The organism is Streptomyces sp. NPDC007875, assembly GCF_042868035.1.
In the GTDB taxonomy this organism is placed as follows: domain Bacteria; phylum Actinomycetota; class Actinomycetes; order Streptomycetales; family Streptomycetaceae; genus Streptomyces; species Streptomyces antimycoticus.
In genome coordinates this window covers 169,392-194,857 of sequence record NZ_JBIADZ010000019.1, presented here as the reverse complement: position 1 = coordinate 194,857, position 25,466 = coordinate 169,392, and the positions used below count along the sequence as shown (strand labels likewise).

General features: G+C 72.7%; 17 protein-coding genes. 9 read left to right on the top strand and 8 right to left on the bottom strand.

All coding sequences use genetic code 11. The features are described from left to right. The first annotated feature begins 34 nt into the window (after positions 1-34). Positions 35-694 (top strand): PhzF family phenazine biosynthesis protein, encoded by a 660-nt coding sequence (locus ACFYOY_RS32850; RefSeq protein WP_351892643.1) that lies wholly within the window; start codon positions 35-37, stop codon positions 692-694. 96 nt (positions 695-790) lie between these two features. Here ACFYOY_RS32850 and ACFYOY_RS32845 read toward each other — a convergent pair whose 3' ends face one another. Beyond that, positions 791-1,714, bottom strand: a complete 924-nt coding sequence (locus ACFYOY_RS32845; protein ID WP_351892636.1) for a pseudouridine-5'-phosphate glycosidase — start codon at positions 1,712-1,714, stop codon at positions 791-793. Further along, positions 1,711-2,847, bottom strand: coding sequence for a PfkB family carbohydrate kinase (locus ACFYOY_RS32840; protein ID WP_351892629.1), 1,137 nt, complete (start codon positions 2,845-2,847; stop codon positions 1,711-1,713). The genes ACFYOY_RS32845 and ACFYOY_RS32840 overlap by 4 nt, the downstream gene beginning before the upstream one ends. A gap of 166 nt (positions 2,848-3,013) precedes the next feature. Between ACFYOY_RS32840 and ACFYOY_RS32835 the strand changes: the two genes are divergently transcribed. The 4 genes from ACFYOY_RS32835 to ACFYOY_RS32820 all read left to right on the top strand — a co-directional run bounded on the left by ACFYOY_RS32835 (position 3,014) and on the right by ACFYOY_RS32820 (position 7,388). Further along, positions 3,014-3,916, top strand: coding sequence for a RimK family alpha-L-glutamate ligase (locus tag ACFYOY_RS32835; RefSeq protein ID WP_388591128.1), 903 nt, complete (start codon positions 3,014-3,016; stop codon positions 3,914-3,916). A 52-nt stretch (positions 3,917-3,968) separates the two neighbouring features. Further along, positions 3,969-4,820 (top strand): RimK family alpha-L-glutamate ligase, encoded by an 852-nt coding sequence (locus tag ACFYOY_RS32830; protein WP_388591126.1) that lies wholly within the window; start codon positions 3,969-3,971, stop codon positions 4,818-4,820. Positions 4,821-4,981: 161 nt separating this feature from the next. After that, positions 4,982-5,737, top strand: a complete 756-nt coding sequence (locus ACFYOY_RS32825) for an alpha/beta fold hydrolase (protein ID WP_351892616.1) — start codon at positions 4,982-4,984, stop codon at positions 5,735-5,737. Between the two features lie 496 nt (positions 5,738-6,233). Beyond that, entirely contained in the window at positions 6,234-7,388 is a 1,155-nt protein-coding gene (locus ACFYOY_RS32820; RefSeq protein WP_388591124.1) for a hypothetical protein, read from the top strand. A 347-nt stretch (positions 7,389-7,735) separates the two neighbouring features. On the opposite strand, the gene ACFYOY_RS32815 is transcribed toward ACFYOY_RS32820, so the two are convergent. Both ACFYOY_RS32815 and ACFYOY_RS32810 read right to left on the bottom strand, forming a co-directional pair. Beyond that, positions 7,736-8,950 (bottom strand): DUF4032 domain-containing protein, encoded by a 1,215-nt coding sequence (locus ACFYOY_RS32815; RefSeq protein ID WP_351892606.1) that lies wholly within the window; start codon positions 8,948-8,950, stop codon positions 7,736-7,738. A 30-nt stretch (positions 8,951-8,980) separates the two neighbouring features. Next, a complete protein-coding gene (locus ACFYOY_RS32810; RefSeq protein ID WP_388591121.1) occupies positions 8,981-9,592 on the bottom strand; it encodes a TetR/AcrR family transcriptional regulator in 612 nt (203 codons plus the stop codon). Positions 9,593-9,767: 175 nt separating this feature from the next. Between ACFYOY_RS32810 and ACFYOY_RS32805 the strand changes: the two genes are divergently transcribed. Next, positions 9,768-10,544: an SDR family NAD(P)-dependent oxidoreductase gene (locus ACFYOY_RS32805; protein WP_388591119.1), complete on the top strand. Its 777-nt coding sequence runs from the start codon at positions 9,768-9,770 to the stop codon at positions 10,542-10,544. A gap of 41 nt (positions 10,545-10,585) precedes the next feature. Beyond that, positions 10,586-11,329, top strand: coding sequence for an AraC family transcriptional regulator (locus ACFYOY_RS32800; RefSeq protein ID WP_388591117.1), 744 nt, complete (start codon positions 10,586-10,588; stop codon positions 11,327-11,329). A 14-nt stretch (positions 11,330-11,343) separates the two neighbouring features. Here the strand turns inward: ACFYOY_RS32800 and ACFYOY_RS32795 are convergent, their stop codons facing one another. The 3 genes from ACFYOY_RS32795 to ACFYOY_RS32785 form a co-directional block, all read right to left on the bottom strand. After that, a complete protein-coding gene (locus ACFYOY_RS32795) occupies positions 11,344-13,215 on the bottom strand; it encodes a potassium transporter TrkA (RefSeq protein ID WP_351892591.1) in 1,872 nt (623 codons plus the stop codon). Between the two features lie 183 nt (positions 13,216-13,398). Continuing rightward, positions 13,399-16,089: a SpoIIE family protein phosphatase gene (locus tag ACFYOY_RS32790; protein WP_388591115.1), complete on the bottom strand. Its 2,691-nt coding sequence runs from the start codon at positions 16,087-16,089 to the stop codon at positions 13,399-13,401. 247 nt (positions 16,090-16,336) lie between these two features. Continuing rightward, entirely contained in the window at positions 16,337-16,711 is a 375-nt protein-coding gene (locus ACFYOY_RS32785) for a hypothetical protein (protein ID WP_351892580.1), read from the bottom strand. Positions 16,712-16,907: 196 nt separating this feature from the next. Between ACFYOY_RS32785 and ACFYOY_RS32780 the strand changes: the two genes are divergently transcribed. Both ACFYOY_RS32780 and ACFYOY_RS32775 read left to right on the top strand, forming a co-directional pair. Beyond that, the gene (locus ACFYOY_RS32780) at positions 16,908-18,266 is read left to right on the top strand and encodes a Gfo/Idh/MocA family oxidoreductase (RefSeq protein WP_351892574.1); all 1,359 of its coding nucleotides are present in this window, start codon (positions 16,908-16,910) and stop codon (positions 18,264-18,266) included. Between the two features lie 58 nt (positions 18,267-18,324). Further along, on the top strand, positions 18,325-19,029 hold the full coding sequence (locus tag ACFYOY_RS32775; protein WP_351892568.1) for a DUF4232 domain-containing protein: 705 nt from the start codon (positions 18,325-18,327) through the stop codon (positions 19,027-19,029). Positions 19,030-19,065: 36 nt separating this feature from the next. Here ACFYOY_RS32775 and ACFYOY_RS32770 read toward each other — a convergent pair whose 3' ends face one another. Continuing rightward, positions 19,066-25,446, bottom strand: coding sequence for an SDR family NAD(P)-dependent oxidoreductase (locus tag ACFYOY_RS32770; RefSeq protein WP_388591112.1), 6,381 nt, complete (start codon positions 25,444-25,446; stop codon positions 19,066-19,068). Between the last annotated feature and the right edge of the window lie 20 nt (positions 25,447-25,466).

Genomic DNA, 25,466 nt, shown 5'->3' with positions numbered 1-25,466 from the left:
CCACCGACAAGCGTGCCCGTGCTTGAATGCCCAGGTGACGGATCTGGACGTACTCAAGGTGTTCTGCGGGCCCTACGGCCGCGGTGGCAATGAACTCGGCGTGGTGCGGGACGGCGCCGCCGTGGTGGGCGAGGCGGAGCGGCAGCGGGTCGCCGCCCGGCTGGGGTTCAGCGAGACCGTGTTCGTGGACGATCCGGAGCGCGGCGTCGTCGACATCTACACCCCGAGCGTCCGGCTGCCCTTCGCGGGCCATCCGCTGGTGGGCACCGCCTGGCTGCTGGACCTGCCCGAGCTGGTGCCGCCCGCCGGTGAGGTTCCCGCGCGCCAGGACGGCGAGTTCACCTGGATCACCGGCCGGCCCGCCTGGGCGGCCGGGCGGCGCACCCAGCAGTACGCCTCTCCGGAGGAGGTCGAGGCGCTGCCCACCCCTCCCGAGGGCGAAGGCTGGCTGTACGCCTGGGCGTGGCAGGACGAGGCCGCGGGCCGGGTGCGGGCGCGCGCGTTTCCCCGCCGCGGGGACGGGATCGTCGAGGACGAGGCCACCGGCGCCGCCGCCCTGATTCTCTCGGGCGAGCTGGGCCGCGCCCTCAACATCACCCAGGGCGTGGGGTCGCAGATCCTCACCGGTCCCCTGCCGGACGGCTCCATCGAGATCGGTGGCCGGGTCGAGCTCGCCGAGGTCCGCTCGCTGTAGCTCCTCGCGGAGACGAGTTGGCCTGGCGGCCCCTGTGGCCTGGGGGCCGCCCTGAGCTCCGGCGGCCGTCCCTAGCGGAGGTCCGGGCGGCCGCGGTCAGTCCGTACGGGCGTAGTGGATCGCGATCCGCGCCCCGAGGCGTGCGTTGTTCTTGACGAGGGCGATATTGGTCCGCAGGCTCTCGCCCTTGGTCAACTCGACGATCCGGCCCAGCAGATACGGGGTCGCGTCCTTGCCGCCGATTCCCGCCTCCGCCATCTCGGCGAGGGCCTGCTCGATGATGCCGTCGATCCGCTCGGCGGGGATCTCCTCGGCCTCGGGCACCGGATTGGCGATGCTCAGCCCCGCCGTCATGCCCAGCTCCCACTGGGCGCGCATGGTGGCGGCGATCTCCTCGGGCGAGTCGACACGCAGCGGGGAGCGGAAGCCGCTCACCCGCGAGTAGAAGGCGGGGAAGTCGTCGGTGCCGTAGGTGAGCACCGGAACGCCCAGGGTCTCCAGCTTCTCCAGGGTCAGTCCGATGTCGAGGATGCTCTTGACCCCGGCGCTGATGACGGCCACCGGGGTGGTGGCGAGCTCGGTGAGATCCGCGCTGATGTCGAAGGAGTGCTCCGCTCCCCGGTGCACGCCGCCGATGCCCCCGGTGACGAAGACCCGGATCCCGGCGAGCGCGGCGAGCCGCATGGTGGACGCCACGGTGGTGGCGCCATGGCCGCCGCGCGCGATGACATGGGCGAGGTCGCGCACGCTGACCTTGCCGACGTCGGGGCTGGTGGCGAGCAGTTCGAGAGCGGCCCGGTCCAGTCCGGCGCGTGGCGTGCCGTGGAGGACGGCGATGGTAGCGGGGACCGCCCCCTCGGCGCGGATGATCTCCTCGACCTCGGTGGCCATCTCGACGTTCTGCGGATACGGCATGCCGTGGCTGATGATCGTGGACTCCAGCGCGACCACGGGACGGCCGTCGCGCAGGGCCTCCGCGACCTCCTCGGTGAGGGTCAGCCGGGGGTGGGGCGAGGTCATGTGGTCCTCCGCAGCGGTGCGTTGAGCGCGTCCTCGATCAGACGCGGGGTCAGGTCGGGTCGTACGGTGGCGGGGGTGGCCACGGTCAGCGCGGCGGCGGCGTGGCCGTAGCGGGCGGCGTCGACCGGGTCGGCGCCACCGAGCAGGGCGTGCGCGAACGCGCCGAGCATCGCGTCCCCGGCCCCGGTGACGTCGTGCACCTCCGCCGGTGGCGCCTCCAGCGCCACCCGGCCCTCGTCGAGGGTGCTCAGCAGGGAGCCGCGCGCACCGAGCCGCACCCACACATGCCGCACGCCGCGCTCGTGGAGGAGGGCCACGGCCCCGATCAGCTCCGGATCGTCCGCGGCGGCGTCCCCGTCGAGGTCCCGGCCGGCCAGCGCGCCCAGCTCCGCCACGTTCGGCGTGACGGCGAAGACCGGCCGCCCGGTGGCGAACAGCGGGGCGAGCAGGGCCGCCTTGGGGACGCTCACCGGGTCGATCAGGGTCTGGACGCCGGTGGCGGCGGCGAGGTCCAGGACGTACGAGAGGACCCGCGGGGAGAGGTTCCCGTCCAGCACCAGCAGGCCGGCGTGGCCGATGAGCTCACGCGCGGTGTGCAGATGCTCGGGGCTCAGCGCGTCGGTGGCGGCCATGTCGGCGATGGCCACGACCAGATCGCCGTCGGAGTCCAGCACCGCCGTATAGGTGCCGGTGGGATGCGGGCCGCGGTGCACATGGTCGATGCGCACCCCGGCGGCCTGGGTCTCGCTCAGCAGCCGCTCCCCCGCCGGGTCCTGACCCACGGCGGCGATGAGATGGGTGGGGGTGCCCAGCCGGGCGAGGTTCTCGGCGACATTGCGGGCGACCCCGCCGGGGCTGGTGTGGGATCGGCCCGGATTGCTGGTGCGGTACGCGACGGATGCGAGGCTCCGCACCTTGATGTCCACATTGGCCCCGCCGATGACCACCACCGCGTGTTCCTGGCGCAGGATGTAGCCGCGCCCCAGGATGGCGCCCTTCTTGCCCAGGTTGGAGAGATGGACGTTGACCGCGGCCCGGGTGGTCCCGAGGGCGTCGGCGATGGACTGGGCCCCGGCCAGCGGGTCCCGCCGCAGCAGCGCGAGAATCTCCCGTTCCCTGCGCGTCAGCATCATACTCAGCAGAGTAAAGGACCCTTAGCCCGATAAACAGGCCACTGACACCCATGGGTTGGCCCAGGAGATCGTAAAAGAACGACGGATGACATCCTGGGAGGCCATGGCTCGCCGGACACTCTCGGCAGCAGCCCGGGAACCTGTCCGGTGACGAGGAAGAAGGCCGATGAGACTCTGCTTTCTGGTGGAGGAGCGCTATCGCCATGACGGGATGCCCCGTGAGGTGATCCGTCAGCTCTCCGCCTGGGGCCACCAGGTGGACGTGGTCCGGCCGGGCCGTTCCCTGCTGCGGATGTCCGATGCGGTGCGGGCGGGCAGCCATGACGCCTGGGTGCTCAAGACGGTGTCCGGAGGCCCCGGCCTGACGCTGCTGGAGGCCGCGTCGGCGGTCGGGCTGACCACCGTCAACGATGCCCGCGCCATCCGCGGCGTACGGGACAAGGCGCTGGCGGCCGCGATCGGCCGCAGCCGGGGGCTGCCCTTGCCGCTCACCTACGCGGCGGCCCGGCCCGAGGCGCTGGAGGAGATACCGGAGGCCGAGTTCCCGCTGGTGGTCAAGCCCGCGGACGGCAGCTCAGGGCGGGCCGTGCGACTGGTGCCGACGCCGGACCGGCTGCGGGCGCTGCGCGCCGAACTGGCCGTGGAGGGCATGCTCATCGCCCAGCCCTATGTGCCGAATTCGGGCATCGACCTCAAGGTGTACTGCGTGGACGGGGAGTTGCACGCGACCGAGCGGAGCTCACCGCTCAGCCCCGACGGGGACGCCCGCGGCCGTCGGGTACGGCTGTCCGCCGAAGTGGCGGCCATCGCCGCCGAGGTGGGTGCGGTCTACGGCCTCGATCTGTACGGGGTGGATGTGCTGCTGGGCCCGGACGGGCCGGTGGTCGTCGATGTGAACGACTTCCCCAGCTTCAAGGAGGTGCCGGACGCGGCGGCCCGGGTGGGGCGTGCGGTACTGGAGTTGGCGCGCAGGGGTGGCGCCCGTTCCGGGGCGGCGTTCGTCGGCGCCCTCACCGAGCCGGTGCTGGCTCCGGAGCCGGTCCCGGCCGTGGCCACGGGCCGGATATGAACGCGCGCCGTGGTCACGGGCCGGATATGAACGCGACGGTGAGCGGCGGCCGATGAGGATCGGTCTGATCACCGCCGACCCCGGTCATCAACTCCTCGCCGACACGGCTGAGTTGCTGACGCCCCGCCATGAGGTGGTGGCGCTCGACCCGGGCGGCCACGGGGCGGGGGCGCAGGCCCCGGCCGACCCCGGGGAGGAGCCGGCCGACGCCGGGAGACTCGCCGATGTCTATCTGCTGAAGGCCCGGACGCCGCGCGCGCTGACGCTCGCCCGGTCTCTGGAGCGGCGCGGCGCCCCGGTGGTGAACTCCGCCGCGGCCACCGCACTGTGCCAGGACCGGACGGCGATGGCCGAACTGGCGCTCCGCGCCGGTCTGCCGTTCGCCCCCACCCGTACCGTGGCCTCGCTCGCCGGGCTGACGACGGAGCGGCTGCCTCGCCCCGTCGTCGTCAAGAGCCGCCACAGCCGCCGTCATGATCTGGTGGCCCGCGTCGACGACGCCGCACGGCTGCGCGCCCTGAGCGCCGACTGGGCGGATGAGCCCGTGGTGGTGCAGGACTTCACCCCGAACGACGGCTGGGACCACAAGCTGTGGGTCATCGCGGACCGGGTGTTCGCCGCGCTGCGCCGGTCGGAGTTGGCGGCGGGCGGCCGCGGTCCGAGCCTGCCGCTCCCCCTGGACGCGCTGCCACCGGGCTGGCTGGATCCGGTGCGCCACGTCGGTTCGGTGTTCTCGCTGGAGGTCTACGGAGTGGATCTGATCGACGCGGGCGGCGGCGCCCCGCTGATCGTGGACATCAACGCCTTCCCGGGGATCCGCGGTCAGGCCGGCGCCCCCGAGGCACTGGCGGCCCTGGCACTGCGGACCGCCGAACGGGGCGGACTCACCGCGCGCCGCTCATGACCGACACGAGGGAAATACTAGGGGACTCCCGTCCTAAATAGGGGTGGTCGCAGGCCGGACCGGAGCGGCAGAGTGGTCTACTGGTCTCCGCGCGACCCGAGGCACGCGCGCGACAGCCACACGACAGCCGCCGCAGAGCGAGCGGCGCGAAAGGACATCACGTGACCGCACATCCCACCGGCACAAGCCTGTGGATCAGGCAGTTCCACCCCGCGCCGGCCGCGTCGACGCGACTCATCTGCCTGCCCCACGCCGGCGGGTCCGCCTCCTACTACTTCCCGGTCTCCAAGGCGCTCTCGCCCGCGGTCGATGTGCTCGCCGTGCAGTACCCGGGGCGCCAGGACCGGCGCAACGAGAAGTGCATAGACAACATCCCCGAGCTCGCCGACGCGCTGGTACCGGAGCTGCTGCCCTATACGGACAAGCCGGTGGCGCTTTTCGGCCACAGCATGGGCGCCACCCTCGCCTTCGAGGTCGCCCTGCGCCTGGAGCAGAAAGGCGTGGTCCCGGTGGCGCTGTTCGCCTCGGGGCGGCGCGCCCCCTCCTGCCACCGAGACGAGTCCGTCCACCTCCGCGACGACGACGGACTGATCGCCGAGGTGAAGGCGCTCGCCGGCACCGACACCCAGCTCCTGGGCGACGACGAGATCCTCCGGATGGTGCTGCCCGCGATCCGCAGCGACTACAAGGCGGCCGAGACCTACCGCTACACCTCCGGCCCGCAGCTGGCGACGCCGATCCACGCGCATGTGGGGGACGACGACCCCAAGGCGAGCGTCGAGGAGGCCCGCGCCTGGGGCGAGCACACCACCGGTGGCTTCGACCTCCAGGTCTACTCCGGCGGCCACTTCTACCTCAACGACGAGGCCCCGCGCGTCATCGCGTCCATCCGGAAGGTGCTGACCGCGCAGTCCTGAGCCCCCGCCTGGCCAGGGTCACGGGGTGGCCGCCCCGCCGACGCGCCGCCGTAGGTGGTTCGCGGAACCCGCACTCGTAGGTGCCACGGCGGCGCGGCCCCGCTCCTGGCCGGGCTCTTCCAGGCTGCCGATCCTCGCGGTTGCCGTCGAACGCCTCCAGCCGATGCCGGGCGTGGCAGCGGATACGCGCCTCCACGGCCCGGCGGAGGTTCTCCCGCGCATCGTCCGTACCGGCGACGGCGGCGGTGTTGCCCTCGATCGGCCCTCCATCGTGCCGAGCATGGTGTCGCCAACCAGGGACCGATGTGAGTTCAGTTCAATTCAGACGGGAAGCCTCGCAGGGAATCGCGGTCACACCGCGCCCAATTCCCCTGAGCCTAGCCCCAACCTGAACTCGGTTGCGAGTCGATCCCTGGGTTGCGTTTGCCTCTCCCGCGACCACCGCGTTACCTGGAATGAGGCGCAGTGAGGCACACCGTCGCGGCGAGGAGCGGCCATGATCACGCAAGAGCAGGTCGACCGGGTCCTGCGGTTGAGCGGGAACGGTCTTCCGTGTGTGTCCCTCTACGTCCCCGTGCTGCCCGAGCAGCCCGGCCGCAGCACATTCATGACCCGGGTGGCCAGTCTGCTGGACGGCATCCGGCCGCTCTCACTGGACAGCTCGCTCGATCATGCCGCGCGGCTCTCGCTCCGCGAGGACATCGTGAAGCTGGAGAAGTCGCTGGCCTTCGAGCCGCACCAGCCCGGCGGCGTCGCCGTCTTCGCCTGCAGCGGCAAGGATGTGTACGAGGAGGTGTGGCTGCCACGCCCCACCCGGGAGCGCATCGTGGTGGACTCCGATCCGTACGTCCGCCCCATGCTGGCCGTGCTGGATGAGTACGACCGCGCCTGCGCCGTCATCGTGGACCGGGGGACCGGCCAGATCTGGGAGCACTACCTCGACCAGGCCCGGCAGCTGGAGGCGATCCGCGACCGTACGCTGCGCAAGCCCGACTACGCTGCGGGGCTCGCCGAGGACAGGGTCCGCAACAAGGCCGATGAGCTGAGCAAACGCCACTTCCGGAAGCTCATCGGCGAGCTCAAGCAGCTGTTCGGGAGGCGGGCCTTCGATGTGCTCGTGGTCGGCGGGCACTCCTACGAGGTGCCGAATTTCCTTCAGTTCCTCCCGCGTGACCTGCGGGAGCGGCTGATCGGCGACTTCACCGTCGACCGTGAGACCGCGACCCCCGCGGACATCAGGAACCGGGTGCAGAAGATCGTCTCCGACCACGCCCACCAGGAACAACGGCAGCTCGTGGGCGACATCCTGGAGGCCAAGGCGGCCGGGCGGCCGCCGAGTGCCGTGGGGCTGGACGAGACGCTGTGGGCGGCGTCGCTGGCCGCGATCGGCACACTGGCGGCGGACGAGGAGGCCGCCGCCCCCGGGGTCGTCTGTGACCGGGACGGGCTTCTCGCGCGCTCGGGCCAGAGCTGTCCGCTGTGCGGCGATCCGCTGCGCGAGGTCCCCGACATCATCGACGCACTGGCCGAAACCGTCATCGACGACGGGGGCGAGATCCGCCATATCGAGCCGGAGACGGAGCTGCGCACCCATCTGACCGGGGCCCTGCTGCGCTTCGAGCTCCCGCCGCGGCCGGCCGCGGCGGGATAGCCCGCCCCGGGGCGGCCACGATGGGCGGGGCCAGCGGGGCCATTCGGCCAGGCCGCGGCGACGAGCCCGCGGGCGCGCGCAAGGGCCGCGGTGGACCCCTCCCGCAGTAACCCCGCCGCCCGCAGGCCTCCTCGTCGAGCCGGTCGGCGGCGACGACCCGGCTCACCAGTTTGATGGCGGCTGCCTCGGGCGCGGCGAGGCGCCGGTTGGTGAACAGCAGGCCAGCGCCCGGGCCCGGTCCGGCGGACCTTCGGCGGACCGGGCCCGGCAGGGGTGTGCGGGCGGCGCCGCGGGACCCAGGCGGCCCGGCAGGTCCGAGAGGTGGCCGAGCCCGGGGCGCGGGGCGGTCAGCCGTGGGGCCGGTCCGCCAGGACGGTTCGTATGTAGTCCTCGACGGTGGCGTCCAGGCCCACGTCACGCCCGGCCCGCTCGGACAACAGCCAGCGGTGTTCGAGCAGTTCGTAGTAGATCTGCGCGGTGTCGGTGGCACCGCGCAGATCCTTGGGAATGGTCCGCACGGTGGGCCGGAAGACATCGCGGACCCACCGGTGGGCGAGCACCTCCGGGCGCGCGCCGAGCGGATCGCCGGGCGCGTAGTCGTCCTGTGTGGCCATCCAGGTCTCCAGGTCGTTCAGGAGGCTGCGGGCCTGGTTCTCCTCGGCGTCCAGTCCGGTCAGCCGCAGCAACTGCCGCTGGTGGTGGCCCGCGTCGACGACCTTGGGTACGAAGGTGACGGTGTCGCCGCCGGGTGAGCGCTCGATCTGCATCTCCGCCACGTCGAACCCGAGGTCGTTCAGGCGCCGGACGCGCTGGTCGATGGCATGGCGCTGGGCGAGCGGATAGACCGACTGGCGGGTCAGCTCATGCCACAGGTCGCAGTAGCGCTCGGCGATGGCCTCGCCGAAGAGCACCGGGTCGACCGAGGGGTGCAGGGAACCGCCGGCCTCCAGGTCCATCAGCTCGCCCGCGATGTTCACCCGCGCCACCTCGACGTCGTACTCCCGCTGTCCGCTGGTGAGCTTCGGCTGGATCTGCCCGGTCTCGGCGTCGACCAGATAGGCGGCGTACGCGCCCGCGTCGCGCCGGAAGAGGGTGTTGGACAGCGAGCAGTCGCCCCAGGCGAACCCGGCCAGATGCAACCGCACCAGCAGCACGGCGAGCGCGTCGAGCAGCCGTCGGATGGTGCTCGGCCGCATGGTCGTCTGGAACATCGAGCGGTACGGCTGCGAGCCCACCAGATGGCGGGTGATCAGCGCCGGTTCCAGCGGTTCGCCGTGCTCGTCGGTGCGCCCGGTCACCACCGCGAGCGCGTCCACCGCGGGGACCGCGAGCCGGTCCAGGTCGCGCAGCAGCCCGTACTCCCGCACGGCCGCCCACTCGCCGACCTCCTTGACCGCGACGATCTCGCCGCCCGCCTGCGCGAAGCGGACGACATGGCGGGAGATGCCCCGGGGCAGCGCGACCAGGTGCTCCTCCGGCCAGTCCTCCAGCGGGATGTTCCACGGCAGATCGAGCAGCGACGCCGGATGCTCGGGCGAGGTGGCGGTGATCTGCAGCTCCATGACACCCCAGTGTGCGGCACGGATGTGTGATCAGAGCCGGCCGGGCAGTGGGGTACCCGCCGGTGCGCGCATTCCGTCGAGGACGACCGTGACACACCGTTCGACTTGGAGCCGGTCGGCCGGGATGTCCAGCACACAGGCTCCGGCGGCGGCCGCCTTGGCCAGGAACGGAATGTCCTGCCAGGACAGATCGGCGCGCAGCACGCCGTCCCGCTGCGCGCGTTCGGTCAGCCGCCGTACGCGATCGAGCAGGGTGCGGCGGGCGGCGGCCACCTGGGGCCCGCCGCGATCGTCGAGGGAGTCCGAGAGCCCCGCGTTCTCCCCCGTGCGCAGGGCGAGGCCGGTGAAGAACCGGGTGAAGGCCGGCCAGGACTCGTCCTCGCCCAGGGCCTGTTCGGCGCTGTCGGCGAGTTCGCCGAGCACGTCGAGGAGGACGGCTTCCAGCAGCTGTTCCCGCTCGGGGAAGCGACGGTAGACCGTGCCGACGCCGACACCGGCCAGCCGCGCGATCTCGTGATAGCTGACGTCGAAGCCATGGACGGCCACCGCCTGGCGTGCGGCGGCCAGGACGCGGGCGGCGTTGCGCCGCGCGTCCGCGCGCGGCGGTCTGGGGGGCCGCTGAGCGGAGGGCATGCCCGTCATGTCCCCAGCCTAGTCAGAAGTGGACAGAAGCTGTCCACCTCCGTACGCTGAACTCTAAACGGACAAGATCTGTCCATTTAGCGAGCGGCACCACGGCCGCCTACCCGACCGGCCTCTCGCCACACGTCCCAGCCGTACGACCGCACAGCCGCACGACCGAACAGGAGCCAGGGCCATGAGCCATCTCGACGGCATCACCGCGGTGATCACCGGGGGCAGTGAGGGCCTCGGCTATGCCATCGCGGACGCCTTCGCCACCGAGGGCGCCGATCTGGTGCTGCTCGCCCGGGACCAGGAGAAGCTCGACCGGGCCCGGCACACCCTGGCCGGACACGGCACCACCGTACGCACCCTCTCCGTCGACCTGGCCGACCCCGGCGCCGTGACCACCGCCGCGCGTCAGGTGCTCGCGCTCACCGAACGGGTGGACACCCTGGTCAACAACGCGGGCACGGCACACTTCAGCCCGCTCGCCCAGACCTCGGCCGAATCCTTCGACGCCATGCTCCATCTCAATGTCCGGGTGCCCTTCCTCCTCGCCCAGGCGTTGCTGCCCGCGCTCGTAGAGGGCCGCGGCAGCATCATCAACATCAGCAGCTACTGGGCGCACAAGATGGTCGCCGAGCGCCCGTCCGCGGCCTACTCCGCCACCCGCGGCGCCATCAACGCGATGACCCGGGCCCTCGCCAATGAGCTGGGCCCCTCCGGCGTCCGGGTCAACGGCATCGCTCCCGGCGCCGTACGCACCCCCACCTACGAACGGGACTTTCTCGGCCCGATGAGCGCCGAGGAGCGCGACGGCCACGACCGCCGCACCCGGGACGCCTATCCCCTGGGCCGCGTCGGTGAACCCCACGAGGTGGCCGCCGCGGCGGCCTTCCTCGCCTCCCCGCAGGCCGGCTGGACCACCGGCACCATCATGAACGTGGACGGCGGGCTGACCGTCCGCTGACGGCCCTGCCAAGAGCCCGGCGGCCGATAAAATGGCGTCCGATGCCGAGAATCCGCCACACTCCCCAGGCGACGACGGGCCTGCGTCCGCTGCCCGCCGGTGGCGGCATCGACGCTCATCGGCATGACGAGCACCAGATCGTCTACGCCGGGCGAGGGGTGCTGGCCGTCACCACCGACGCGGGCAGCTGGATCGCGCCCGCCAACCGGGCGCTGTGGATTCCGGCCGGGACCGTCCATGAGCACCGCGCGTACGGCGCCACCGACCTCCATATGGTGGGGCTGGCGGTGGCGGACAATCCGCTGCGGCTGGAGCAGCCCGCGGTCCTCGGCGTCCGCCCGCTGCTGCGCGAGCTGATCATCGAGTACACCGCGCGGCCGGCGGACGCCGGCGCCGAACGCCGCCGACTGAGGGCCGTACTGCTCGATCAGCTCCGCCACTGTGCCGAGCAGCCGGTGCATGTGCCCACCGCCGGGGACCCCCGCCTGGCCGCGGTGTGCGCCCTCCTCCACGACGACCCGGCGGACAACCGGACCCTGCGGCAGCTGGGGGCCGCGGTCGGGGTCGGGGAGCGCACCCTGACCCGGCTGTGCGCGGCGGAACTGGGGATGACCTTCCCGCAGTGGCGCACCCAGCTGCGGCTGCATCACGCCCTGCGACTGCTGGCCGAGGGCGTCCCGGTCACGGCGGTCGCCCATCGGTGCGGCTGGGCGTCCAGCAGCGCCTTCATCGATGTCTTCCGCCGGGCCTTCGGCCACACCCCCGGCGCCCATCGCGCGCTCTGACGTCCGCCCCTCGTTCAGTCCTCGGCCAGGACCACGACCGTATCGCCCTCCTCCAGGGTCAGCGGTGCGGTCTTGGACGGGTTGAGGTGGACGCCGTAGAGCGGTGGCTCATGGCTCTGCCGGGCCAGCCGGTAGCCGATGGCCGTCTCACCGCGCTGACGGGCGGCCTCGATGACGGTGGCGAAGTTGGCCTCCGCGCCGGGTATCAGATAGCTGGGCGCGGGTTTGAGGTAGATCTCGGACCCCTGTGGGTCGAAGAGGTCGGCGAAGACCGCGTACAGGTGACGGTTCTCGGTGAGCTGGGTCAGCAGAAGGCTGATCACCTTGGTGGAGACGATGAAGTCGTCGGCCTTGGTGACCTGCGCGACCTCGCGGTTGGCGTCGTCGTGCATCTCGGTGACGATCGAGTACGGATCGCCGAGCTGGATCTCGATGTCGCGCAGGTGGAGCAGGGTGACCAGGGTGCGGTCGTCGGACCGTCCGGGGTCTATCCCGTCGTCCGTCAGCACCACGATATGGCGGTAGTCGTCCAGCCCGAGTGCCTCCAGCGACGGGCGGCGGGTGGGTTCGCAGTGCTTGAAGCCGACCGTGAGGTTCTTCAGCTCGCGGTTCGCCTCCTCCCTGGGCGGGCGCGGGGCGGCGATGTCCACCACCGAGCCGGGTTTCACCAGAAGGTCGAGCTGCGCGATGATCTTCTCCGCGCGGGAGTTCCAGCCGATCAGCAGGGTCCGGTCCGGTACCGGCGGCCGGAACGCGGCCGTGGCCATCGCCGAGCGCGCGATCCGGGGCCGGGCGGCCGCCATCTTGATGAGCAGATCGTCCTCGGCGACCATCAGCAGCCGGTCCCCGCGCTCGATCACGGTGTCCATGGCGGGGTTGACCAGCGCCTCGCCGTCCGCGCGCTGCACACCTATGGGCACACCGAGCTCGAAGGCGTTCAGCGACTCCCCGTAGGTGGCGCCGGTCAGTGCGGGCGCGTGCCAGGGGTAGATCTCGTTGCCGATGAAGCTGAGCAGTTCATTGAAGACGGTGGACAGACCGGACTGGCGGTGGGACTGCACGATCAGCCCGACCGCGATGTCATCGGCGTCGATCACCAGCGCGGTGTCCCCCGCCGCCAGCCGGGCGGCCGCCAGATTCGCCGAACTCTGCACGGCGGCCACCACATTGGGCCGCGTCCCGGGCCAGGTGCGGCCGTTGAGCAGCAGCAGTGTCTTGATGACGTCGATGTCGCTGTCGTCCCCGATGGGCGACAGCACCATGATGGCCTTGGCGCTGTCCGGGCTCACCAGCTCCAGGTCGCCGCGCTGCAGCGGATTCCCGGAGCGGCAGATCACCCGGGTTTTCCCGGTGTCCGGGATGCGGCGCCGGATCTCGTCCTCCATGTCGACCTTGTCCCGGTCGGCGAGGATCACCACACATGAGCGCCGTTCGCTCTGGTTGGCCTCCGCCAGCTCCGCTATCACCGTGAAGACCTGCTCCGACCAGCCCAGCACAATGGTGTGGCCCTGCTCGATCAGCCGTGAGGTGCCCTTGCGCAACTCCTGGATCCGGGCCTCCAGCCCGGTGGTCATCACACCGATCAGCGCGCTGACGATGAAGATTCCGCCGATGGTCACCGTGAGCATGAGGACCAGGAACAGCGGCCGGCCCGTGTCCCCGCCCATCGTGCCCGGATCGAGGGTCCGCAGCAGGCTCATCCAGACGACACCGAGCCAACCGCCGTTGTCCTTGGTGTCCTTGTGGGCGAAGGCGACCACCGCCGCGGAGACCAGGGTGATCAACGCCAAGGAGGCCAGCCCCAGCCAGCCGATCAGCGCCGGGGTGCCACGGTCCATCGTCCCGTCGAACCAGTACCGCAGCCGCTCCCGCAGCCTCTTGCGCATGCCGCATTCCTCCATAGCCCATCACGCCGCCGGGCCCAACGGCCCGTGGTGAGCGGCGCTTTACGCCATGAGGGTGTCGTCTGACCCCGCTTCAGCGCCAATCGGACGCCGCCGGTGACCAGCCCAGGGTCCGTCCGGCGGGCCGTCGGCGGAGCTCGTCGGCGGCCGTCCGGGGCGGCGGGGTCAGCCGGGGATGTCGTCCCACTGGTCGAGGAGGTCCTCACCCTCGGTGTCGGCCAGCGGGAGCATCGGGTCGGTCAGGGGCTGCTCAGCCCAGATGATCTTGCCATTGGGGGTGTAGCGGGTCCCCCAGCGCAGCGCGTACTGGGCGACGAGGAAGAGCCCTCGGCCGCCTTCGTCGGTGGTGGCGGCGCGGCGCAGGTGCGGGGAGGTGCTGGAGCCGTCGGCCACCTCGCAGATGAGGGTGCGGGCGCGCAGCAACCGGACGCGGCTGGGGGCGCATCCGTAGCGGATGGCGTTGGTCATCAGCTCGCTGAGGATGAGTTCGGTGGTGAAGGCGATCTCCTCCAGCCCCCATGCGGTGAGTTGCTCGGCGGCCTCGTTGCGGATGCGGGCGACCGCGGCGGGGTCGGAGGGCAGTTCCCATTCGGCGACGTGCCCGGGGTCCAGCAGGTGGGTGCGGGCGACCAGGAGGGCGATGTCGTCGCCGGGGTGGGCGGAGGTCATGGTGTCGAAGACGGCCTGGCAGGTCTCCTCCGGTGTGCCCTCGGACAGTCCGACGAGGGTGGTGCGCAAGACGCCGAGGCCCTCGTCGAAGTCCCGGCCGCAGTCCCGGATCAGCCCGTCGGTGTACAGGGCCAGCCGGCTGCCCTCGGGCAGCTCCAGCTCGACGGTCTCGATGGGTTCGCCGCCCAGGCCCAGCGGCGGGGCGAGGGGGATGTCGGGGAAGGTCACGGTGGAGTCCGGGAGGACCACCGCCGGGCCCGGGTGGCCGGCGCCCGCCACGGTGCAGCGGCCGGAGACCGGATCGTAGATGGCGTACAGACAGCTGGCGCCGCTGATCCCCGGGGCGTCGGTGCCCGATGCGGCCTGGTCCTGGTCGAACCGGCTGGCCAGCTCGTCGAGATGGGCGATGAGCTCATCGGGCGGCAGGTCGAGGGCGGAGAAGTTGTGCACGGCGGTGCGCAGCCGGCCCATGGTGGCGGCGGCGTGCAGTCCATGGCCGACGACATCGCCGACGGCGAGGGCGACCCGGCCGCCGGGCAGGGGGATGACGTCGAACCAGTCGCCGCCGACTCCGGCCTGGGCGGGCAGATAGCGGTGGGCCACGTCCAGGGCGTCCTGGTCGGGCAGGCCCTGGGGCAGCAGGCTGCGCTGGAGGGTGGCCGCCATGGCGTGTTCGCGGGTGTAGCGGCGGGCGTTGTCGATGGCGACCGCGGCGCGGGCGACCAGTTCCTCGGTGAGCGCCACGTCGTCCTCGTCGAACGGTTCGGACTGCTCGGAGCGCCAGAAGGTGGCGATGCCCAAGGTGACGTCCCTGGCCCGCAGCGGGATGGTGATCATCGAGTGGATGCCGTACTTGACGATCTTCGTCGCCTGTTCGGGGTCCTGCTCCTGCCATCCCTCATACGCCCGCAGGTCCGCCTCGAGCACCGGCCGGCCCGCGCCGAAGCCCAGCGCCTGGGGCACGCCGCCGGCGTAGGTGATCATCTTGCCGACCCGCCACAGCGGATGGTCGGCCCGGATGCCAGAGGTGGCGGTGCGGCGCATGGCGCTGCCCGCGGGCTCGTCACCGCGCAGCACGGGGTCCACGAGGTCGACGGTGGCGAAGTCGGCGAACCACGGGACACCGAACTGGGTCAGCTCCTCGGCAGTCCGCACGATGTCGAGGGTGGTGCCGACCTTCGAGCCCGCCTCGAAGAGCAGCCTCAACCGCCGCTCCGCCACTTCGGCCTTGCCGGACAGCGCGCGCAGTTCGGTGGAGTCACGGAGCGTGGCGACGCTTCCGGACATCCCGCCGTCCCACCGGGTGGGTCGCTGGTTGACGGCGAGCAGCCGGTCCCCGGCCAGGTGCACCTCGTCGGTGGCGACCCGGCCCGAGGCGAGCAGCTCGGCGGTGCGCGGCTCGAGGCCGAGTTCGGTGATGGGGCGGCCCTCGGCGTCCCGGGGCAGATCGAGCAGCCGGCCGGCCTCGTCGTTGGCGAGGACGAGGCGGCCGTGGCTGTCGACGATCAGCACCCCTTCCCGCACGGAGTGCAGGACGGCGTCGTGGTGCTCGTACATGCGGGTCATCTGGGCGGGGCCGAGCCCTCGCGTCTGGCGCCGCAGCCGCCCGCCGACCAGCGCCGTCCCGCCGGTGGCGAGCGCGAGCGCACCGGCGGCGGAGCCGAAGACCAGCGGCAGCTGGCGCTCGACCCGGCCGCTCACATCCGCTGCGGTCATTCCGGCGCACACCACACCGGCCACGGTGCCGTTGCCCCGGGGAATCGGGACGGTGGCCTGGACCTCCCGGCCGAGGGGCCCCTGCACGGACTCGGTGACGATCTTGCCCTTCACCACGGGCCGCCAGTCGGCGACGAGTTCCTTGCCGATGAACTCCGGCCTGGGGTGGGTGTAGCGGATGCCCTTGGTGTTCGCCACGACCACGAAGTCCAGATGTGCCCGCTTACGGGTCTCCTCGGCCCGCGGCTGCAGCTGGGCGGTCGGATTCTCCGTGCCCATCGCGGACGCGATCCCCGGGGAGGTGGCGAAGGTCTGGGCCACGGCGGTCGCGCGGCGGACGGCCTCCTGCTCGCTGTCGTTACGCGCCTGGAGGATGAGCGCCGTCGTGGCCGCGGCGATGAGCAGGCCGACAAGCAGCACTTGAACAGCGAAAACCTGCCCGGCGATGCTGCGTACGCTCAAGCTGCGCATGCTCAAGAACGAACGGAAGCGCTTCCGGGAGAGAGGGTGTGGGGCAGGTCTTGACCGACCGAAAACTCCGACCACGCACCCTTCCTACCATTCATCACCCTCGGATCGTGAAGCCTGGTGGCACACGATCGGGGACCGTCCCGGTCTCCGATACACATCGGCGCGGTGCGTGACGCCTCGCCCACGCATCGCTCACCGCGACGCTCCTGGCCGAGCGCCACGGGTCATATCGGCCCCCGTACCACGGTCACACATCAAGCCGGTGGGCCACAGCCCGCATCGCCGCCCTCGCGGCGTCCAGATCCACCCGCGCCCGGTCGGCCACCAGGTAGAGAAATACACCCTGGCGGGTGCGCTGGCTGAGCGGACGGATCAGGTGGTACTCGCTGTCCAGCGTGACCAGGATGTCCTCGAGACGATCCGGGTCGTAGCCGAGCAGTTCCAGAGTGGACAGCTTGGCCCGCATGACATCCGTGTCCCCGTAGGCCACCTTCTCCAGGTCCGGACCGCGCGGGGTCTGGACGGCGCCCAGGGTGATCCGGCTCAGATAGTCCACGAGCGAGGCCGCCAGCGCGCCCTCGCACTCCATCATCTCGCGCAGTGACTCCTCGATGTCGATCATGGCCCGTCGCCCTCCCGAGACCCTGGAGATCAAGTCCGCATATTTCATCCTTGCACAGGGCCCGCAGACGCACCCCCGCTCGCGTCGGGTCCCCGGCGCCGCGTGTCCCACCCCGTGGTGGCGGGCCGCCGATCGTCCTATCCTGCGCACGCGTTGATCGACTTCGGATTGAATCGTTGTTCCCGCTGGAGGACGCATGACCGTCGGCAGCACCCCGTCCCGGGCCGTGGTGGTGGGCACCGGCTCCCGGGCCCAGATGTTCACCGAGGCGCTGGCCCGCCGCCCGCATCTGAGGGTCGCCGCGCTGTGTGATCCGAACCCGGTGCGCATCGCCCACCACCAGCGACTGCTGAAGGAGGCGGGCGAGCCGGAGGCCGCCGCCTGGAGTCCCGAGGAGTTCGAGCGGAGGCTACGCGCGGACGATATCCAGGAGGTGGTGGTGACCTGCGTGGACGCGCTGCACGACGCGTTTGTCGTGCCCGCGCTGCGAGCCGGCTGCCGGGTGGTCACCGAGAAGCCGATGACCACCGACGCGACCAAGTGCCGTCGCATCCTGGAGACGGTCCAGGAGACCGGCAACCATCTGGCGGTCGCCTTCAACTACCGCTTCAACCCGGTGCACGAGGAGGTCCACCGGCAGTTGTCCGGCGGCGCCATCGGCGAGGTGCTGTCGGTGCACTTCGAATGGCTGCTGGACACCCGGCACGGGGCCGACTACTTCCGCCGCTGGCATCGCGAGAAAGAGCACAGCGGCGGGCTGATGGTGCACAAGTCCAGTCACCACTTCGACCTGGTCAACTGGTGGCTGGGGGCCCGGCCGGCGGAGGTGTTCGGCTACGGCCGACTCGGCTTCTACGGCCGTGCGGCGGGCGAGCGCAGCGGCTACCGGCGCGAGTACGAGCGGGCGCACGGCGCCGCCGCCGCGCAGGACGACCCGTTCGCGCTGGAGCTCGCCGAGAACGACGCGCTGCGCTCGCTGTATCTGGACGCCGAGGGCGTGGACGGCTACCACCGCGACCGCAATGTGTTCGGCGACGGCATCACCATCGAGGACGACATGGCCCTCCTGGTCCGCTATGACACCGGCGCCACCATGACGTACCACCTGACCGCCTACTCCCCCTGGGAGGGCTACCGGGTGATGTTCAACGGCACCCGGGGCCGGCTGGAGCTGGAGGTCGAGGAGAGCACATGGCAGCCGTCGCTGCTGGGCACCTCCTCCGGCCGCGGCACCATCCACGGCGACCAGGCCCTGGCCAACGCGGGCGGTCCGCGGCTGGTGCTGCGGCCGCTGTGGGAGCCGCCGCGGGAGGTGGAGCTGCCGGCGTTCGACCACGCGGGACACGGCGGCGGGGACGAGCGGATGCTGGATGTGCTGTACGGCCCGGTGGATCCGGCGGCGGCCACCGGAACGGCGGCCGTGGACGCCTCGGACGCCTCACGCCTGCGGGCCACCGAGGAGGACGGGGCGCTGGCGCTGGTCACCGGGCTCGCGGCCAATCAGTCGTTCGTCAGCGGAAAGCCGGTGGCCACGGCGGATGTCGTGACGCTGTAGCCGGGGCGCCGGGTCCAATGCGGCTCATCCCGCCCGGGGTTGGGGCAGGATGAGCCGCATGGACAAAGATGCGATCGAGACACCCCGGGCGCCCCTTTTCCGGAGCGCCACCCGGCGCCGCCGAAGACGGCTGCTCGGCTCCCTCGCGGCGGCCGGTCTGCTCAGCGCATGCGGTACGCAGACCTCCTCGGGAGTCGCCGCGGTGCCCGACGAGGCCACGTCCCGCCCGTCGGGCCTCGCCGTCTCCCCGGACACCGCCGCCCCCACCGCGCCTCCGGTCTGCCCCGACTCGGGGGTACTGCTGCGGGCCGATGAGGCCAACGCGGCGATGGGGCTGCGGGAGCAGCAGATCGAGCTGGTGAACTGCGGCAGACACGTCTATACGGTGAACGGCCATCCGTCCGTCCAGGTCCTCGACGAGGACCTGGAGCCGCTGGAGGTCACGGTCGGCCATGGGGCGTCGGGCATCGCCACCGTCGACGGCTTCGAGACGGCCACCGGGCCGGTGCGGCTGAAGCCCGGTGAACGGGCGGTGATGCGTCTGCTGTGGCGGAATCTGGTGACGGACACCACGCGCCCCGCCGCCGACGGGCGCTATCTGCGGATCGCGCCGAACGGCGACGGAAGGGACGCGCAGACCGTGCCCGACCACGTCGACCTGGGTACCACCGGCAAGCTGGGCGTGAGTGCCTGGGCCCGCCCCGCCCCGGATCGTCCCTCCCCGGATCGTCCTGGCGCGGATCGCCCGGACGCCGGTTCGTGAACGCCCGCCGGTGATGCCGTAGGTCCCGCGGCCCCGTCAGCCCGGGGCACCCAGCCGCTCCTCCGGCCGGTCGGCCGGATCGAGCCCCAGTTGCTGGGCGAGCCCGGCGGCCAGGGCCTCCAGGGTCGGATGGCGCCAGACGAAGTTGCCCGCGAGCTTGATGTTCAGCCCCGTCTCCAGGCGCACCCGCAGCTCCATGGCGAGCAGCGAGTCGAACCCCAGTGACCTCAGGGGGGTCTGCGGATCGAGGGTGGCGCTGCTGAGCCGCAGCACGGCACGGATGTGGTCGGTGAGATAGGACTCCAGCGCGGTGCGGCGGGCCGGCCCCGCGGGGAGTGCGGCCAGCCGGGCGCGGATGTCGTCGGTGCTCTCCCGGGCCGCCACCGGAGTGTCGTCGCCGGGGAGGAGCGGCGCGAACAGGGCGGACCGGCGGCCGGCGGCGGGGATCCAGGTGGCCGGTTCGCCGGGGATCACACCGGTCTGCACCCGCCGATGGGCCAGCAGGGTGCCGAGCGCGCCGAGCCCCTGCTCGGTGGGGATCGTCTGATAGCCGCGGTCGGCGAAGCCGGTGGCCACTCCGGTCTCGCCCCACGGGCCCCAGTTGACCGCGAGGGTGGGCAGGCCGTGTGCCGAGCGCCACGCGGCGAAGCCGTCCAGCCAGGCGTTGGCGGCCGCGTAGGCGCCCTGTCCGGCATTGCCGAGCAGCGAGGCCATCGAGGAGTACACCGCGAACCAGTCGAGCCGGTGTCCCTCGGTGGCCCGGTGCAGCCGCCACGCCCCGGTGACCTTCGGCGCCCATACGCGGCCCAGCTGGTCCTCGCGGATGTTGGCCACGGCCGCGTCGTCGAGGACCATCGCGCTGTGGACGACACCGCTCAACGACGCCCCTTCGGCGGCGGTGGCGGCGGCCACGAGCCGGTCGGCCGTGCCCGGGAGGCTGATGTCGCCGGTGACGACGGTGATCCTGGTGCCGGCGGCGGAGAGTTCGGCGAGCGTCCGCGCGGCGGCGCCGGCCGGTGCGGTACGCCCGCTCAGCACCAGGTGGCCCGCGCCCTGCCGGGCCAGCCAGCACGCGGTGGCGAGCCCGAGACCGCGCAGGCCGCCGGTGACGATGTACGTACCGCCCTCGCGTACCGTCAGCGGTCCGTCGGGCAGGACGGCGTCGAGCTCGCCCTCCTGCGGGATGGTCAGCACCAGTTTGCCGATGTGCCGGGCACCGGCCATCCGCCGGAACGCGTCGGTGACCTCCGCCAGCGGATAGGTGGTGCAGCGCAGCGGCTTGAGACGGCCCTCGGCGATCGCGGCGAGCACCTCGCGCAGCATTGCGGCGTACACCTGCGGGCGGGCCAGTTGCAGCTCCCTCAGGTCCACGGTGGAGAAGGTGATGTTGTGGCGCAGCGGGGAGAGCCCGAGCGGGGCGTCGGAGAGGATGTCGCGGACGCCGAGTTCGACGAAGCGGCCGAAGGGGCGCAGACACTCCAGCCCGGCCCGGATGGCCGATCCGGCGAGGGAGTTGAGCACGACGTCGACGCCCTCGCCTCCGGTGGCCTCCTTGACCTCGTCGCGGAAGTCCAGCGACCGGGAGTCCATCACACGGGCGATGCCCATGGCCCGCAGGAAGCGCCGCTTCTCCTCGCTGCCCGCCGTGGCCAGCACCTCGGCGCCCAGCAGCCGGGCGACCGCGATGGCGGCGAGCCCGGTGCCGCCGGTGGCCGAGTGGATCAGTACCCGCTCCCCCGCGGCCACCTGGCCGACATGGCGCAGCGCGTACCAGGCGGTGAGGAACGCGATCGGCAGCCCGGCGGCGGTGTCCGGGGCGAGGCCCTCGGGGAGGGGTGCGGTGCGGTCGGCCGGGACGACGGTGAACGATCCGAAGGCGCCACCGTGCACATCGGCCGCCACCACCCGGTCACCGGCGCGGAGATGGCCGACACCGGGCCCCACCGCGCTCACCTCGCCCGCGCATTCGAAGCCGAGCCGGTAGCGGATGTTCTCGTCGCCGGGGAGCAGGCCCATGGCGGTGAGGACGTCGCGGAAGTTCAGGCCCGCGGCGAGCACCCGCAGCTCCACCTCACCGGGCCCGGGCCGGCGGCGGGGGGTGGTGGTGAGCTCCAGGCTGTCGAGGTCGCCGAGGCGGCCGGCGCGCAGCCGGAAGCCGTCGGTGCCGCAGCGCACGGTGCGGGCCGAGGCGGTGGTGCGCTCGGTGTCGGTGAGGGGCGCGTAGTCCAGCTCGGCGGTGTAGCGGGCGCTGTCGCGCAGCGCGATCTCCTCCTCGGGACCGTCGGCGAGGAGTTCGGCGGCGAGGGTTTCCGCGAGCTCGTCGGGGGCGGCCGGATCGGTGTCCACCAAGGTGGCCCGCAGCTCGGGGTGTTCCAGGGCGAGCACCCGCACGAGTCCGCGGAGCGGGCTCTGTCCGGGGTCGGCCAGGTCCCCGGGGGTCACGGTGCGGGCGCCGCAGGTGGCGGCGTAGAGGCGGGGCGGGTCGGGGAAGCGGGCGGTGAGCGCCTGGGCGGCGGCGAGCACCCGGCGGGTGCGGCGCAGCCCGTCCTCCGCGCCGCCGTCGGCGGGGCGCGGGCCGCACAGCAGCACCACGGCGCGCGGCGGTTCTCCGGGACGGGTGAGCCGGGTGGTGAGGGCGTCACGGAAGGCGTCGAGCCCCTGGTCGGCCAGGGGTGCCTCCCATACCCGGGCGGTGGCGCCGGCGTTGCGCAGGGCGGCGGCCACCGGGCGGGCGGTGCCGTCCGCCTCTCCGACGATCAGCCAGCGTCCCGGCCGCCGGGTGGCCGCGGGCCGGGTGGCGCGCCGCCAGCCGACCTCGAGGAACCACTGGTCGGCCTCGGCCGTGCGGTCCGCGGCGCTGTGGACGATCCGCAGCCCGTCGACGGCCAGCACCGGCCGGCCGTCCGCGTCGAGCAGGCGGACGTGCCCGATCGTGGCCCCGGGGGTGGTCTCGGCGAGGCGGGCATGGCAGTACACGGCGGCCTCGGGGTCGCCGAGGACGCGTACGCTCTGCATCCGCGCGGGCAGCAGCAGCCGCCGGTCGTCCTCGTCGAGCAGCCCGGCGACGAGGAGTTGGGCGCACAGATCGACGAGGACGGGGTGGATGCGCAGGCCGTGTCCGGGGGCGCGGGCGTCCTCGGGGATCCGTACCCGGGCCCAGAAGCTGTTGCCGTGGCGGGAGGCGGACACCTCGGTGATGCCCTGGAAGGCCGGTCCGTGTGCCACGCCCCGGGCCCGCAGATTGGCGTAGAGGGCGTCGGCCTCGACGGGCAGCGGATGGCGCAGGGCGAGGGTCCGGACGGAGGCGGCGCGCGGGCGCTGCGGTGCGGCGAGTCCGCGGAGCACCGCGGTGGCCTGCCGCACCCAGGCGCCGTCCTCGTCGCGTCCGAAGATCTCGCATTCGGCGCGGTCGGCGGCGGCGAGGGTCACCGTGGTGGAGAGGTCGGTGCGGTCGGCGAGCCGCAGCAGTTCGCGGAAGTGCAGATCGGTGACCTCGACCTCCTCGGGCTCGGCGCCGAACACCTCGCAGGCAGCGGTGAGGGCGAGGGCGTAGGAGGCCGCGCCGGGCAGGACGGGGGCGTCGTGCACCCGGTGGTCGGCGAGCCAGGGCAGGGCCGCGGTGCCGGTGCGGGCGCGCCAGGAGTGGCGGACGGGTTCGCCGGGCATCTCCAGGTGCGCGCCGGGCAGCGCACCGGCCGGGCTCGCGCCGGGCGGGTCGTCGGAGGGCGCGGAGAGCGGGGCGTCGGCCCAGTGGCGGGTGCGGTCGAAGGTGATGGGTGGTACGTCGGCGAGGGCGGCGTCCGCGTACAGCACCGACCAGTCGACGGGGACGCCCGCGCAGTGCAGCGCGGCCAGATGGGTCCGGAAGGTGGCCGGCTCGTCCTCCTCACGGCGGAGGGTGGGCAGGACGACGGGGTCCTCCACCAGACCGGCAAGACCGCGCAGGACGGGGTGGGTGATGACCGGGTGGGGGGATATCTCGACGTACACCAGGTGGCGGTCGGCCGCGGCGGCGGCGACGGCCGCGGAGAACCGGACCGGGTGGCGCAGATTGGCGCACCAGTAGTCGGCGTCGAAGGCGGGCGGGGTGTGCGGATCGTCGAGGACGGTGGTGTAGAAGGGCACGTCCGGGCGGCGGGGGGTGAGGTCGGCGAGGGCGGTGCGCAGACCGGCCAGGAGCGGGTCCACCTGGGGTGAGTGCGAGGCGACGTCCACGGCGATCAGCGCGGCGGGCACGGAGCGGGCCTGCCAGCCGGCCACGAGCCGTTCGACCTGGGCGGTGTCCCCGGCCACCACGGTGGAGCCGGGTGCGGCCATGACGGCGACGGTGACCGCTGCCGCGGCGCCGCCGGTGTCGAGTTCGGCCTGCACCTCGTCGGCGCCGAGGCCCACCGTGGCCATGGCGCCGCTCCCGGCGACGCGGGTGAGCAGCCTGGAGCGGCGGCAGACCACCTTGGCCCCGTCGGCCGGGGAGAGCGCCCCGGCCACCACGGCGGCGGCGACCTCGCCCATGGAGTGGCCGATGACCCCGGCGGGCTCCACGCCGTGGGCGCGCCAGGTGGCGGCGAGCGCGGTCTGCAGGGCGAACAGCACGGGCTGCACCCGGTCGCAGCCGGTCACCGGAGCGCCGGAGCGGATGATGTCGAGCACCGAGAATCCGGACTCGGCGGCGATGAGGGCGTCGGCTTCGGCGAGCGCCTCGGCGAAGGCCGGTTCGCTCTCCAGCAGCCGCCGTCCCATGCCGGGCCACTGGGAACCCTGTCCGGAGAACACCCAGATCGGCCGGCGGGAGACCTCGGCGCCCACGGCGCCGGTGACCACGGCGGGGTGGGCCTGACCGGTGGCGAACGCCCGCAGGGCGCCGACGAGTTCGGCGCGGGAGGCGGTGGTGACGCCGAGCCGTCCGCGGCCGGCGCCGCGGCGCATCGCCAGGGTGTGGGCGATGTCGCGCAGCGGGGTGTCCGCGCCGTCGCCCTCCAGCCAGTCCGCCATCCGCCGCGCGGCGCCGGGCAGCGCGGCCGGGGAGCCGGCGGGGACGAGGAACACCTGCGGTACGGCGCGGGTGGCGGGCCGGGTGCGCGGTGCGGTGCGGGAGGCGGGTGCGGGGGCGGCGGGGGGTTGTTCCAGCACCACATGGGCGTTGGTCCCGGAGAAGCCGAAGGAGGACACGGCGGCCAGCCGCGGGCCGGTGCGCACCGGCCAGGGGGTGAGTTCGCGGGGGATGAAGAGGCGGGTGCCGTCGGCGTCGATGGTGGGATTCCACCGGGTGAAGTGCAAATTGGGCGGGATGAGTCCACGGCCCAGGCACAGCACGGCCTTGATCAGGCCGGTGACCCCGGCTGCGGGCTCCAGATGGCCCAGGTTGGTCTTGACCGAGGCGAGGGCGCAGCGGTCGCGGCCGGTTCCGTAGACCTGGGCGAGGCTGGCGAATTCGACCGGGTCGCCGACGGGGGTGCCGGTGCCGTGGGCCTCGACCATCCCGACGTCGGCGGGGTCGACCCCGGCGCGGCCGAGCGCCTCCTCGTACAGGGCGCGCTGGGCGGTGGCCGAGGGCGCGGCGAGCCCGTCGGAGTGGCCGTCCTGGTTGACGGCCGAGCCACGCAGCACGGCCAGGATCCGGTCCCCGTCGCGCACGGCGTCGGTGAGGCGTTTGAGGACGACGATGCCGCAGCCCTCGCCGCGGACGAATCCGTCGGCGGCGGCGTCGAAGGCGTGGCAGTGGCCGGTGTGCGAGAGCATGCCCATCCGGTCGAAGGAGCGGGTGATCCGCGGCTCGAACATCAGGGTGACCCCGCCGGCCAGGGCCAGATCGCATTCCCCGGCGCGCAGCGCCTGGACCGCCAGGTGGACGGCGACCAGGGAGGACGAGCACGCGGTGTCCAGGGCCATGGAGGGGCCGTGGAGGCCGAGGAGGTAGGAGATCCGGCCGGTGGCGACGCAGTGCCCGTTGGCGAGGGCTGAGCCCTCCAGCTCGCGGGGGTGCCGGTCGAGCCGGTTCATGTAGTCGTTGTAGCTGAGCCCGGCGAAGACGCCGGTGGCGGTGGAGCCGAGCCGGTCGGGCGGCATTCCGGCATGTTCCAGGGCCTCCCAGGCCACTTCGAGCAGTAACCGGTGCTGGGGGTCTAGGATGTCGGCCTCGCGTCCGGAGACGCCGAAGAAGTCGGCGTCGAAACCGGACACATCGCGCAGGTATCCGCCGCGGACGGGCGGCGCGGACTCGGGCCGGGCGGTCGTGATGGGGTCGGCCGCCCAGAGCGCGGCGCGCTCGGCGGGCGGTTCGGCGACGGCGTCGCGTCCCTCGGCCAGCAGCCGCCACAGGGCGGCGGGCGAGTCGATGTCACCGGGAAGCCGGCAGCCCATGCCGACGATGGCGATGCGGCCGGGGGAACGGCTGGGAGCGGGGGTGTGCTGACTCATCGGGGTCTCCGTGGGTGGTG